This is a genomic window from Rhodohalobacter barkolensis, from assembly GCF_002834295.1.
GTDB lineage: Bacteria > Bacteroidota > Rhodothermia > Balneolales > Balneolaceae > Rhodohalobacter > Rhodohalobacter barkolensis.
Genome location: NZ_PISP01000001.1, coordinates 1394869 through 1408218 on the forward strand (window position 1 = coordinate 1394869; position 13350 = coordinate 1408218).

Below are 13350 nucleotides of genomic sequence, written 5' to 3' on the forward strand. Positions count from 1 at the left end.
TTTGCGATGACTATCCTTTCAGAATATTCAGATCATCCAGGTTGATGGACTTAAATCGGTTAAAAACATTGAGCACAATGGCCAGTGCAACGGCAGCTTCTGCAGCAGCGATAATGATGATGAACATTCCGATCATCTGACCCTCCATCGACAGTTCCGTAAACCGGCTGAAAGCGACAAAGTTGATGTTGGCTGAGTTCAGAATCAGCTCCACTCCCATCAGCACCATGATGATATTCCGCTTTGAGATTACGGCCATCAAACCCAGAGCAAACAATATGGCACTGACAATCAAAAAATGAGTTAGTGCAGGTTCAGCCAGCCACTGTATAAATGATGATTCCATATCTAATTCGTGTTTTCTGTTGATATTCTTGTGGACATCAGAATGGCCCCGATAATGGCAATTAGCAGCAGAACGCCAATCACTATAAATGGCAGGATGTAGCTTCCCATCAGCATCATCCCCATCTCGTAAACGGTTTCATCTCGTTCGATGGGTTCGATTACATTCCAGCCGGTTGTTACAAATGCGTAGATCAGCAGTACGCCGGCGGCAATCGACAATACGGTAGCCGGAACCATATTCACGGTTACGGATTTGAAACTTACCGTATGTCCCTGGCCGGTGAGCATCAGCCCGAACAGAATCAGAATCAGAATTCCGCCTACATAAACCAGAAGTTGTGTGGCCGCCAGAAAATCAGCATAAAGAAGAGCATAAAGTGCAGCTACACCAATCAGGGTGAACATTAACGCAAAGGCGGAATGCACCACATTTTTGGAGAAGACCATTACCGATGCTGATCCAATTGTAACCAGTGAAAAGAGGTAAAAAAGTATTGCTGTTAATTCCATGATCCCCTACTCCTTATCATCATTTTCAGAGTTCTTGTTGGTTGAATCATCTGCATCCGTTTCATCTTCTTTTTTTGTCTCTTCTTCAGCAGCTTTCTTTTTGGCTTCCTCTTCTTTCTTTTTCTTCTCCTCAGCCTTTTTACGCATCATCTCCTCCTTCTCCCGCTTCTTGCGCTCAGCCTCCTCTTCGGCTTTATCTTTTACCTCGGCAACCATCTCCGGAGAAAGATTGCTGAAATGGTAGACAAAATTGGTTCGGTCAAACTCGGAGTACTCATACTCCGGAACCATGGTGATACAATCGGTGGGACAAGGATGCACACAGAGATCGCAATACATACACTTGGCCATATCGATGTTGAATCGTGTGAGCCAGAATCTCTTCGGATTTCCTGTAGACGTTTTACCCAGATCCACATCATCGGTGGCTTTCACCGTTTCGATATCGATGCAGTTTACCGGACAGGCTCTAGCACAAAGATTACAGCCAATACAGTCATCAATATTCACATAGAGTTGTGCTCGTGCACCCGGCGGCAGCTCTTCCCTTTCATCAGGGTATTGCAGGGTAACCGATGGCTGAAACAGGTGGCGCATGGTAATGCCCATCCCCGTAAAGATCGATTTAAATGTCAGCCAGCCTTCTTTTATTTGGTTCGCCATTGTTTTTATAATCTCAGGTTTAGAAAATCATTTCCCACAGTGCAACCAGTATCAAGTTCACGAATGAAAGGGGAATCAAAATGCTCCAGCAGATATGCATGAGCTGATCCACCCGATACCGCGGCAACGTCCACCGAATCCACATCATCACAAATACAAGCAGCAACCCTTTTAACATGAACCAGAAGAAACCCCAGAACGGCCCTGCCATAAATTCCCCAAACGGACTGTTCCATCCGCCAAAAAATAGTGTTGCGCCAAGTAAGGAAAGCAGAAGCATATCGGCATACTCTGCAAGCATAAACATCGCCCATCGCATACCAGAATATTCTGTTTGATAACCGCCCACCAGTTCCGATTCGGACTCAGGAAGGTCGAAAGGCACCCTGTGCGATTCAGCGAGAATGGAGATAAAAAAGATGATGAATGCCACAATCAGAAACGGATTCTGAAAAATGAACCAGTTGGGCAAAAATCCTAAAATATCATTGCCTGATTGCATCTCCGTTACAGTCATCAGGTTCAGGGATCCGGCTACCACAATCACAGTAAGTACGGTAGCAATGGTTGGTACTTCATAGCTAACCATCTGTGCGGCACTTCTCATCCCGCCCAAAAGGGACCACTTATTGTTGGATGCCCATCCCGCCATAATTACGCTCAGCGTAAGGATGGAGGTTACGGCGAGCAGATAAAAAACTCCCACATTGATATTGCTGCCGATGTAATCACTGCTGAATGGAATAACCGCAAATGCCGCATAAGAGGCGGCGAACATCATAAAAGGTGCAAACTTGAATAGGAACCGGCTTGCATCCGTTGGGATGATATCTTCTTTCTGGATTAGCTTCAGAAGATCCGCAATGGATTGTGCCCATCCGTGAAATCCGCCCACCCGCATCGGTCCCAGCCGATCCTGAATAAAACCGGCAATTTTTCGTTCACCCCATATTGCCACCAACGCATAAACCAGGATGATGGTTAACGGAATGGCTGCATGTATGATAATTGCAGTCAATGGAGCCATAATATTTCCGATCGTTTCAAACATGTGCAATTGATTTTGCCGAAGCGTTCAACTAATTAGATTTTTAGATATTTATATCCTATTAAGCTTTAAAAAAAAGTGTCTATCTGTCCACCTCTCCAAGTACAATGTCGATACTTCCCACAATGGCTACCATATCTGCAATAAGCGCTCCTTTTGATATTGCCGGGAGCATACTCAGGTGCACAAAGCTCGGCGCGCGGGCTTTCACGCGATACGGTGACGCCCCTTTATCGCTGATGATGTAGTATCCAAGTTCGCCTCGGGGAGTTTCGGTACGCGTATAAATTTCCCCCTCTTTAGGGCGAATACGTTTGGGTATCCCCTCCTTGACATCTCCTTCTTCGGGCATACCGTCAAGTGCCTGTTCAATAATACGCAGACTCTGCTCCATTTCACGAACACGAACGATGTATCGATCCCAGCAATCGCCCAACGTGCCCACTTCACCTTTACCGACCGGAATCTCAAAATCAAAACGATCGTAGATGGAATAGGGATCATTTTTTCTGAGATCCCACTCAACTCCCGAACCCCTGAGCACCGGACCGGAAGCTGCGTAGTTCAGGGCAACCTCTTTAGGTAAAATTCCAATATGAGCCGTTCTATCGATAAAAATTTTATTATAGGAGAGCAGATCATTCAGCTCCTTAATTTTTGGCCTGAAAGTCTTTACAAATTCAGCGGTGTCCGATTTGAAATCTTTCGGAATATCCCTCATCAATCCGCCTACAGCCATATAGTTATAAAGCAGACGAGCTCCTGTCGCTTTCTCAAAAATGGACAGTATCTTTTCTCGTTCCGTAAAACAGTATAGAAATGGAGTAAACGCTCCCAGGTCGAGACCAAAAGTCCCGATCCCCAGCAGATGACTCGCAATTCGCTGCAGTTCCGCCACTATCACCCTCATATATTCCACTCGCTCGGGTACTTCCACTTCCAAAAGTCTCTCTAATGCTATCACATATCCATGCTCCTGGTTCATTGCAGAAACATAGTCCATCCGGTCTGTGTACGGAATCACTTTCGCGTAATCCTCAACCGATTCGGCATATTTCTCAAAGCAACGGTGCAGATAACCGATATTTGGCCGGCACTGCTTCACCATTTCACCGTCCAATACGAGCTCAAGCCGGAGAACACCGTGAGTAGACGGATGCTGAGGACCCATATTGATGGTCATCTCACGAGTGTCTTTACCTGTTTCTAAAATCTGTTCTTCAATCATCGTCAGTTCATTTTCACTTTAAGCAGTGGTTGGCATTCCCTGGTAGAACTCCTGCGGTTCATAATCCTTTCTCAGCGGATGGCCTTCCCAATCTTCAGGCGTTAAAATTCTCTTCAGGTTCGGGTGATTATCAAACATCACTCCCACCATATCCATCGCTTCACGCTCGTGCCAGTCTGCCGTTTTCCAGATCGATTCTACGGATGGAACATTCGGCTGATCGATCGGCACTCTTACTTTAAATGCCATTGAGTGACCAAGAGTGGTTGAGTGCACATGATATGTAACACCCAACTCTTCCTCTTTTGCGTAATGAACTCCGCTCAGACACATCAGTGTATTAAAACGAAGTTCAGCAGCGTCTCTCAAAAACTTTGCAATCTCTTTGATTCTGTTTGCCGGAAACTGAAACCAGGGCTGGCCTACCTCCCCTTTCATAAACTCAACAGTATCATCACCGAACTGTTCTTTTAAATAATCGAATATTTCTTCTTGCTCTTTCATGATCAGGATACTTTTTCGGCTTCTACTTTGACATCCTTACTCTCAGTGATTGTCTCACCGGTAATTTTCTCCTGAAGTTTCATAAAACCCTCAAGAAGTGCCTCAGGCCGCGGCGGACAACCGGGCACATATACATCTACCGGAATTACCTTGTCTACCCCCTTCAGCACATGATAACCGTGTTCCCAATATGGCCCTCCACAGTTGGAACAGGATCCCATGCTAATCACATATCGCGGTTCAGACATCTGTTCGTATAGGCGCTTTATACGCGAAGCCATTTTCATGGTAACCGTACCGGCAACAATCATCACATCGGCTTGTCTTGGGGAGGATCTCGGTATAATTCCAAACCGGTCAAAATCGTACTTTGAAGCTGCAGTCGCCATCATTTCAATTGCACAACAGGCTAAACCAAATTGCTCGTACCAAAGTGAATTTTTCCGGGCCCAGTTCAGCGCGCTCTCCAGATTGACAATAATTATATTACTGTCGTGGTATTTTTTATCAAGCATTCCCATAATCGAACAGTTGCTTTAATATTAACTTCAAATTTTTTTTACCCTTTCCATCAGGCTGATTTCTTTAACGTCTCAGCTTCCGATTCTTCCATCACACCTACTCCTTCCACATATGTAGGGCGAATCGGTCTCGGGATATCCCACTTCAACTGTCCCTTGCCCAATTCATATATAAAACCGATAAAAATCAGAGAAACGAAAATGAACATTGCCCAGAACGCCAACCAGCCAACATCTTTAAAAACCGTTGCCCAGGGAAAGAGTAGCAGAATTTCCACTTCGAAGATCAGGAACATCAAACCGATGATGTAGAAACGGTTGTTAAACTGGACTCTGGCATTACCAAAAGGAATTTCACCACACTCGTAGGTCAGTAGTTTTTCCGCATTCGGGCGATCGGGCCTGATTAGTTTAGACACAAAAAGAGCGACTCCAACAAATAGTGCACCGGTTACCAGAAAGAGCAGTACATAACCAAAATCTTCAATCATCTGTTTTTGATTTGTTCCATTTGAAAATCAAATTATGATATTTATACCTATTTATCCAAAATAAATTTCATTCTAACTCAAAACTCTTCTAAACTATTGCCGTACAAACGGTGAACCCAAACTTATTTATCACCTTCACGCTACTGTACGTTAATATTTTAGGTGAACCTTACTTACAACTCAGGTCTCTCCAAATTCTGAATATTCCCCATTGAATACCCACTTATATATTTCGTTTCTAAGCATTACTAAAGGATTTTTATTTATATTGGGATTTTTATACCTAAATATCTAAATTAATATATCGTTCCATAATCCGTTCATGTAATAACGGCTTTAGTTGCTCATTAAAACGGATTTTTTTTAAAAAACAGCTGGATACGGTACACATACAGTAACACTTCAAATTTTGATGCCATGGAAAACGTAACTGTTCTACTCCTCGATCCGAATCAAACCCTTGTAAACACATTATCAGATCTAATTCATAGAGATGAAGATTTGGTATTGGGTAAGGCTATGACTACGGATCAAATTGTGGATATCGATCAGTTGCTGAACGAACAAAATCCCGGTGTAATCGTTTTGGGCATCGACAGCCCTGTTTCGAAAGAGATGGATCTGTTTGAATATTTACGAAAAGAGTACTCCCACCTACCGGTTTTGGTTATGACTCCTCATAGCCGAACAGGAGCAGAAATTGCATTAACTTCACTCAAAAAAGGTGCCGTAGAGTATATCGTAAAAACAACTATACTCAGTGGATCTCTACTTTCTGATGAACACTTTAATGGACGACTGGTTCCGGTTCTGAAAGCCGTTCCCAGATTAAACAGAAATATATTAGTAGCGGGTACATTTGTAGATGAAGCCGTAAAAGCCGTTCATCCTGTTTCCAATGACTTTTTTAAGGATGCTGAAAACCGCCTAAAACTCCTCGTTATAGCAGGTTGCCTTGGTGGAGTCCCCTCACTCTATCTGCTTCTGTCGAGCCTGCCCGAAAGTCTGCCCGTGCCTGTAATTGTAGTACAGCACATGCCGGATATCTATACTCAGGTTTTGGCAGAAGATTTGAACAAAATCACAGGTCTCAATGTGGTTGAAGCCACAAATAATGTGGAGCTAAAACCGGGTACCGTTTATATTACACCGGGAAAATATCATGCATCAACACGCTCAATTGGTCAGAAGAATGTTATTACACTGCATCACGGACCGAAGGTTAAAGGATTTCGACCATCCATTGATGTTCTGCTTCAATCAACTCAGAATACGTATCAAAGTAATGTATTGGCAGTTTACTTATCAGGTGGCGGAAATGACGGTATTGATGGTGCAAAAGTGATCGATATTACGGGCGGACAGATCATCGTACAAAATAAAAACTCCTCCCTCCTGTCTGATCTACCCTGGCAGATTGAGTCACTCGGCCTGCATGAAGGATCTTACCCCCTCGAACGATTGGGTCATGAGATTTCCAAAAAGATTAAAGAGGGATCATATAATAAAGTCTATTAGCCGCTGCTTCGGTAACATCTTTATCATAGTTGACACTTTTGCTGTAAGCAACTCACCCATTCGATCATAAGAGTACACGGGAAATCAACGATTCCCCATATTTGAATTGAGATTTAAATTGTACTTTTGTGGCAGCTTCTTGTGTACAATTCTAAACTGACGGAGAACGAAGATGTCAACTAAATTGATCAAGTTTCTGAAAATGGCCGCCATCATTTTGGGGCTTTTTGTTGCTTTCATCCTGGTTGCAGCGTTTGCTATGGATACAGAATATTCCGTTGAACGATCCATCATTGTAGACAGACCCACGCCTGTGGTTTTTGAACACATCCGATACCTGAGAAATCAGGATGATTTTAGCGTTTGGGGCACGATGGATCCCAATATGCAGCAAGAGTACCGGGGAACTGATGGAACAGTTGGGGCCGTTTCGGTCTGGGACGGAAATGAAGATGTGGGTAAAGGTGAACAAGAAATTGTCCGGATCGAGGATAATAAGCGAATCGATTTTGAACTTCGATTTATTGAACCTTTTGAGGGAGTCGCTGATGCTTACTTTATTACAGATTCAATGTCGGAAAATGAAACCAGGGTAACGTGGGGATTTGAAAGTAACATGCCTCGCCCAATGAATCTGATGCTGCTTTTCATAAACATGGAAGAGCTGATCGGTTCAGACCTGGACAGCGGACTCACCAAATTGAAAGATACTCTCGAATCTGACTAAAAAATACCAATCTTATTCACCGGATTCTCTATACCTATAGATAGCAATTAACCCCAGAACCGGACCGGGCAGAAGGGCTAAAAACACAATCGGAGAGTGAAACTGAACCCACAAAATGTTCAGAAGCTGTATACTGATAATCGTTGTTGCAAAGCCAATACTGTTTACAATCGTGAGTCCGGTAGCTACATAATCTTTATCTGCCGAGCGGGCTACCAGGGTTGAAAACTGAGGAGAATCAGAAACCACAAAAATTCCCCAGATCAATAGCAAAGTAATAAAAAGCGGTTCATTCAGATGAAACAGAAAAGGGATCATCAAGCAAAAGAGCCCGGAAACGTAGAGTGAAACCTTCGTCACAAACTGACTGCTTTTCCGAATGGCGATGAGTCCGCCAATGCTGCAACCCAACGCTCCAATCCCAATGATCAAGAAGGAGAGCAGTGACACGGACAGGCTCAATTCGCCGTAGTCTAACTGATAGAGTGTTAAAATGACCGGAACAAACGCCCAGAACGTGTAGAGTTCCCACATGTGCCCAAAGTAGCCAAATGCCGAGGCCCTGAAATTTCGGTCTTTAAAAAGCAGTGCTATCGTATTTGGTTTGAACACTCCCCGCTTACTGCTAAAAGGTCCGTCGGGAACAGTAATATAAAGCAGGACACCGCCTAACGTTGCAATGGCCGAAGTGGAAATCAGGATAAATTTCCAGGGTAGATCACCCGAGAGTTCACGAATCAAGTGCGGCAGTGCCGTGCCCAGTACAAGAGCTCCCACCAGGTATCCAAGCGCACGTCCAAGACCCTCACGGTGCCAGTCAGATGCTATTTTCATTCCTACGGGATAGATACCGGCAAGAAAAAATCCTGTAAAGAGTCGAGTAAGTAACAGAAAAATATAGCCAGTACTGAAAATCGCCATTGCATTTGCAGCAGAACCCGCTACGGCGCAGATCAGAAAAACCAGCGACGGTGAATAACGATCGGCCAGGCTCAAGTAGGCAAAAACTAGTGTGCCTCCAATAAATCCAAACTGAACAGCCGACGTGACATTTCCAACGGCTGCATCGGTAAGCTGAAGAAGATCAACCAGGTCGGGGATCACCGCATTTCCGGCAAACCAGAGAGACGTTCCTGCAAACTGTGCAAATACAATCACAGGAAGAATTCTTGCCGGAATCTTTTTAGAAGTCTGTACTTTCTCACTCATGGGTTACGACGATCATAAATTCTCCGCAGAATATATGAATCTCACGATCGGTTTCCATTTTATTCCGGGATCTGTTATTGTTATCAAGAATTGTCAACTACATAAATATCAATACTCAATAGAATCAATTCGAGATGAGAACGTACGTTCAGTTTTTAATTTCAGCTATCTTTCTCATTATGACGGGCTGCAGCACCGACAGCGACAACGAGTATGAATTATTCATTTCGGATCAACCCGGTACGCTTATCTGGGGTGGTTCTCCTGCAGTGGATGGAACCGGATTGCTGCTCGAAACAGCAGACACTACGTATGGTGCTCCCGGTTCCTATGAAGATTATGAGTCTTACTTCCCTGAAAATGAAAATTCTATTGAAGTCATCGCTGATTTTTTGATCACCGGAGAAATAACTACGCGGGGATGGGGAGTTCAATTCCCGGAAATACGCTTAATAGATATAGAAGTGCCTGAGTAAAAATTTGAACAATTAACCATGTCTATTTCCATGAAACGAATTCTATTAACACTCTTCTTCTTTCTGCTAGCAATAAGCCCAGTTTTCGCACAAGACTACTCCATGCCGGAAGTAAATATTCGCGCAACTATACAGGAGGATGGGACCGTTCAGATCGAAGAGAGCAGAACCTACAACTACAACGGATCCTTCAGCTGGGCGGATTACCGACTACCTAAACAGGGATTTACAGAAGTTCGAAACATTCGGGTTTCTGAAGCTGACACCGACTACATCAACGAGAACAGTGAGGAACCGGGTACATTTTCCGTTTCAGAATCGGATGAGATTATTGAAATTAAATGGCACTACAGTGCTGAGAATGAAGAGCGTACCTTCACTCTCTCCTATGAGTTGGCAAATGCGGTCTCCATCGGGCCTGAATACAGTGAGTTTTTCTGGACATTTGTTGGGGAGGGACGAAGTAAAGTGATAGGCAGTTCTGAAATTACTGTTCAATTACCAAATCAGATTAATACGGATTCATTGTATAGCTGGAACTACAGTTCTGCACCTGATTCTGAAGTAATCAAATCTGAATCCGCGTTTACACTCACATCCGGCAGAGTAAATCGAAATCAAAATCTTGCGATTCGGGCACTCTTTCCTACATCTGTTTTTCAAGAGAATTTGACTGAGATTAGCGATCCCAATCTGGACCTGAATGAAATTATTCAGGAAGAAGCCGAGTATGATGCCATGCTTCAAGAACAGGCCAAACGGGATGAGTTCTTCGCAGAAATTTCAATGCCTATTTCAATTCTTTTGTCCGTTCTAAGTCTTGGCATTTTCTACTTCCTCTATCAAAAATATGGGAAACGCCACAGTACAAATACCATCTCAAACCGGGAGACTGTGGTCATTCCGGACAAAACTCCGCCGGCAGTCATTGGCCGACTCATGTCGTCACGTCATTCTACCAGCCAGCATCTTGTTGCTACCCTTTTTGATCTGGCTCGTCGTGGCTGGTTCAATATTGAAGAAAAGGAGAAAGAGTCCTCCTTTTGGTCGTCAGGTAAGAGTGAATTTGTGATCTCCTTATCCAATGAGCAGCCCGACGAACACCTCCCAAAATGGGAAAAGATGATTGTAGACTTCACAACTGAACAGGTCAGAAGTGGAAAGAATACCTTTGATAAGCTTTTTCAAAGCAGTGGGTCAAATGTCGCAAAATGGTTTAGTCTCTGGAAGAAAGAGGTTAAGAACGTATTTGATGAGAAAGAGTGGATTGATCAAAAAAGCTACACCGGTGTCTGGGCAAATGTCGCTGCTCAGTTTGTCATCGATGCGGCAGCAATCGTTCTATTTATAATGGGTGGTCCGGCTGCATTCATTGCACTTTTCACATCCTTTATTTTCATGTTTGCCTCTGCAGCAATTATCCGTCGAACCAAAAATGGTGAAGAGACTTTTCAGCGCTGGAAAGCATATCGCGATGGTTTAAAAAATGCAGATGAACGAACGTTACGAATGGAGATACTGGATCTGCATTTTATCTATGCCACCGCTCTTCATCTTTCGAAAAAAGAGCTTAACACTCTGATTGAGTCGTCTTACGATTCAAATAACAGTAGGCACTTTCCCTGGATTGTTTTAATGTCGGGATCTTCACACACGCCGGCAACAGTGGCTTCATCTATATCTACTCTTGCTGCAACAAGCAGTGCCTCATTTACAGGAACAACGGGCGGAAGCGGGGCATCTACTGGATCTGCCGGAGGTGGAGCAACGGGAGGTGCAGGATAACGCTCAGGCTGGAAGCAGGTTAAATTATTTAGCCACGGAAGCGCGGAATCGTTGTCAATGTTAAATTAAATTCCGTGATTCCGTGGCTAAACTGTCTGTTTCAAAATGGAATACTTTTTTTGATTAAAGCATAAATGATTCGGGTGAGTATCTCCCCTCCTTTTTCAAGGAGGGGATTAAGGGGTGGTTCAAAACTCAATGATTAATTATATAATTATCATTCTAAAAAATCGAAGAAATCAACTTAACTCAACTTCTTCAATTACAGACTCCAAACATAAAATTTTATAAAAAGTGAACTAGTTTAACCCGGATACTCACAATTACTTTTGAATAAGAACAGCATAAAACACAACCTCCCCTAACCCCTCCTTCATTAAGGAGGGGAATCTTTTGGAAACAATTTAGACTAGAAATTCCAAATCTATTCATCCGGCAGTGTGATAAAAACGGACTTTCTTCGGATAGGAGTGAGATTTCGGGTTTTATGGCCCTTGCCTGTGATATCTTCCACTAACAGTATTTCACCGGCTCCAAAGTTTCGTTTATCCCCTAGGGATGTTTCAATCTCGATTTCTCCATCCAACAAAATGATATACTGGCGCTGAGGGGCATTGTGAAAATTGTAATCATAGGAAGGATCCACTTCCCGGAATATGACCTCTTTAGCTGATACTGCATCGGATAGAGCTCCGATATCGCCGGCGTCTTTGAGTGGAATTTTCGATTCCTCAAACCGGCTATGGCCATTTTCGTCACTATAGAGCCTTGTGATTTTAAACATCTTAATTGCTGTATTACAGTCTTAGTTGATAGATTATATTTACAGATAAAATATCATTCTTTTTCTCGCAGAGTTTCGCAGAATTTTCCGCAGAGAGTCGCGGATATTGAGCAACAATTTGTGTAATAAACCTTTTATAGTAAGTTCGATTATTCTACTCTATTCCTGATTCGCCGTCTCTCTCTTTGCAATTTCCTCGCGAACTTTAGGAGCTACTTCTGTTGCAAAAAGCTCGATCGATCGCAGCAGCTTTTCATGAGGAACACTTCCCACACTCATCTGAAGCAAAAATCGGTCATGACCAAATATCTTATGCTGATAGAGGATTTTATCGATGATCTGTTGTGGATTTCCCACGGCATTCGCACCTCGCAGTGTACATGAAGCTTCAAATTGTTGACGACTCATCGGTGGCCATCCCCGTTCCCGGCCGATACGGTCCATCGTCAGTTTAAAAGCAGGAAATGCAATGTCGTACGCTTCCTCTGTTGTATCGGCGATGAAACCGTGTGAATTGATACTAACCGGTAGTCTGCCGTGACCATGTTCTTTGGCTGCCTGCTCGTGGATCTGCGCCATCTGCTTAAACTGTTCCGGATATCCGCCAATAATCGCGATGGCCATCGGTATTCCAAGCTGACCCGCCCTGTATGCTGATTTGGGTGTTCCACCGACGGCTCTCCAAACCGGGATCTGATCCTGAACCGGCTGCGGATAAATTCCGCGATCATCAATGGAGGATCTGTATTTTCCACTCCAAGTGATTTTTTCGCTTTCACGAAGCTTCAGCAGCAATTCCAGTTTCTCTTCAAAAAGTGGCTCATAGTTGTTCAGTTCATATCCAAACAGTGGAAACGATTCGATAAACGAACCGCGACCAACCATGATCTCTGCCCTCCCCTTCGAAATCAGATCGATAGTAGAGTACTGCTGATAAACCCGTACAGGATCTTCGGATCCCAGAACCGTCACTGAACTGGAAAGACGAATATTATTTGTCCGGGCTGCAATGGCTGAAAGAATAACTGACGGAGCAGATGAGACGTACTCCTCGCGGTGATGTTCACCTACTGCAAATACATCCAGGCCCAGTTCATCGGCCAGTTCCGCTTCCTCAAGCAGATTTTGCATCCTCTGCTCATTGCTCAATTTCCCCTCCATCTGTGGATGAGGAGTGTTTTCTACAAAGGTATAAATACCAAATTCCATAATCGTATTTGTCTTATTGATTTTTGTTTAATATTAAACAATTATTAAATGAGTTTCCATTCCATTGCAGTAACCAAACCTCCAAGGTTTTCGAAACCTTGGAGGTTTAAAATGGAGAATTAGGATTATCCTTAGCACTTAGACTCACCGCTGTTTTTCGAACCCTTCCCTGTCCCCTCCCTAAGTCGAAAAAACACTCCTCATGGAGGGGAACTCCTGAACTAGTTTGGAAATCAATTTCTATGTTCAGGCTCAAAATTCGTTTTGAGGTCACCCCCTCTTTTTGATCGGAGAGAAAAGAGAGGGGGTTGGGGGGTGAGTCCGAAGCT

At 43.6% G+C, this 13350-nt stretch carries 15 protein-coding genes; 4 read left to right on the forward strand and 11 right to left on the reverse strand.

The annotated features are described in order from the left end of the window. Positions 1 to 10 precede the first annotated feature (10 nt). The 8 genes from nuoK to CWD77_RS05845 all read right to left on the reverse strand — a co-directional run bounded on the left by nuoK (position 11) and on the right by CWD77_RS05845 (position 5313). Complete coding sequence (nuoK, locus tag CWD77_RS05810) at positions 11 to 346, reverse strand: NADH-quinone oxidoreductase subunit NuoK (RefSeq protein ID WP_101072298.1); 336 nt, start codon at positions 344 to 346, stop codon at positions 11 to 13. 2 nt (positions 347 to 348) lie between these two features. Continuing rightward, entirely contained in the window at positions 349 to 858 is a 510-nt protein-coding gene (locus CWD77_RS05815) for an NADH-quinone oxidoreductase subunit J family protein (RefSeq protein WP_101072303.1), read from the reverse strand. A 6-nt stretch (positions 859 to 864) separates the two neighbouring features. Then, entirely contained in the window at positions 865 to 1521 is a 657-nt protein-coding gene (locus CWD77_RS05820) for a NuoI/complex I 23 kDa subunit family protein (protein WP_101072305.1), read from the reverse strand. 19 nt (positions 1522 to 1540) lie between these two features. Next, on the reverse strand, positions 1541 to 2572 hold the full coding sequence (gene nuoH / locus CWD77_RS05825) for an NADH-quinone oxidoreductase subunit NuoH (protein WP_101072306.1): 1032 nt from the start codon (positions 2570 to 2572) through the stop codon (positions 1541 to 1543). A 79-nt stretch (positions 2573 to 2651) separates the two neighbouring features. Next, positions 2652 to 3797, reverse strand: coding sequence for an NADH-quinone oxidoreductase subunit D (locus CWD77_RS05830; RefSeq protein ID WP_101072307.1), 1146 nt, complete (start codon positions 3795 to 3797; stop codon positions 2652 to 2654). Between the two features lie 18 nt (positions 3798 to 3815). Next, positions 3816 to 4301, reverse strand: a complete 486-nt coding sequence (locus CWD77_RS05835; protein ID WP_101072308.1) for an NADH-quinone oxidoreductase subunit C — start codon at positions 4299 to 4301, stop codon at positions 3816 to 3818. 2 nt (positions 4302 to 4303) lie between these two features. Beyond that, a complete protein-coding gene (locus CWD77_RS05840; RefSeq protein WP_101072309.1) occupies positions 4304 to 4822 on the reverse strand; it encodes an NADH-quinone oxidoreductase subunit B in 519 nt (172 codons plus the stop codon). A gap of 50 nt (positions 4823 to 4872) precedes the next feature. After that, positions 4873 to 5313: an NADH-quinone oxidoreductase subunit A gene (locus CWD77_RS05845; protein ID WP_101072310.1), complete on the reverse strand. Its 441-nt coding sequence runs from the start codon at positions 5311 to 5313 to the stop codon at positions 4873 to 4875. A 417-nt stretch (positions 5314 to 5730) separates the two neighbouring features. On the opposite strand from CWD77_RS05845, the gene CWD77_RS05850 reads away from it, so the two are divergent. Both CWD77_RS05850 and CWD77_RS05855 read left to right on the forward strand, forming a co-directional pair. After that, entirely contained in the window at positions 5731 to 6831 is a 1101-nt protein-coding gene (locus tag CWD77_RS05850; RefSeq protein ID WP_101072316.1) for a chemotaxis protein CheB, read from the forward strand. Between the two features lie 172 nt (positions 6832 to 7003). Continuing rightward, entirely contained in the window at positions 7004 to 7558 is a 555-nt protein-coding gene (locus CWD77_RS05855; protein ID WP_206017949.1) for an SRPBCC family protein, read from the forward strand. Between the two features lie 12 nt (positions 7559 to 7570). Here the strand turns inward: CWD77_RS05855 and CWD77_RS05860 are convergent, their stop codons facing one another. Then, positions 7571 to 8767 (reverse strand): MFS transporter, encoded by a 1197-nt coding sequence (locus CWD77_RS05860; RefSeq protein ID WP_101072318.1) that lies wholly within the window; start codon positions 8765 to 8767, stop codon positions 7571 to 7573. 134 nt (positions 8768 to 8901) lie between these two features. Between CWD77_RS05860 and CWD77_RS05865 the strand changes: the two genes are divergently transcribed. Next, complete coding sequence (locus CWD77_RS05865; protein WP_101072320.1) at positions 8902 to 9243, forward strand: hypothetical protein; 342 nt, start codon at positions 8902 to 8904, stop codon at positions 9241 to 9243. Positions 9244 to 9273: 30 nt separating this feature from the next. After that, complete coding sequence (locus CWD77_RS05870; protein ID WP_165779085.1) at positions 9274 to 11028, forward strand: DUF2207 domain-containing protein; 1755 nt, start codon at positions 9274 to 9276, stop codon at positions 11026 to 11028. A 424-nt stretch (positions 11029 to 11452) separates the two neighbouring features. On the opposite strand, the gene CWD77_RS05875 is transcribed toward CWD77_RS05870, so the two are convergent. Further along, a complete protein-coding gene (locus CWD77_RS05875; RefSeq protein ID WP_101072323.1) occupies positions 11453 to 11812 on the reverse strand; it encodes a cupin domain-containing protein in 360 nt (119 codons plus the stop codon). 159 nt (positions 11813 to 11971) lie between these two features. Beyond that, on the reverse strand, positions 11972 to 13021 hold the full coding sequence (locus tag CWD77_RS05880; protein ID WP_101072326.1) for an Atu2307/SP_0267 family LLM class monooxygenase: 1050 nt from the start codon (positions 13019 to 13021) through the stop codon (positions 11972 to 11974). Positions 13022 to 13350 lie beyond the last annotated feature (329 nt).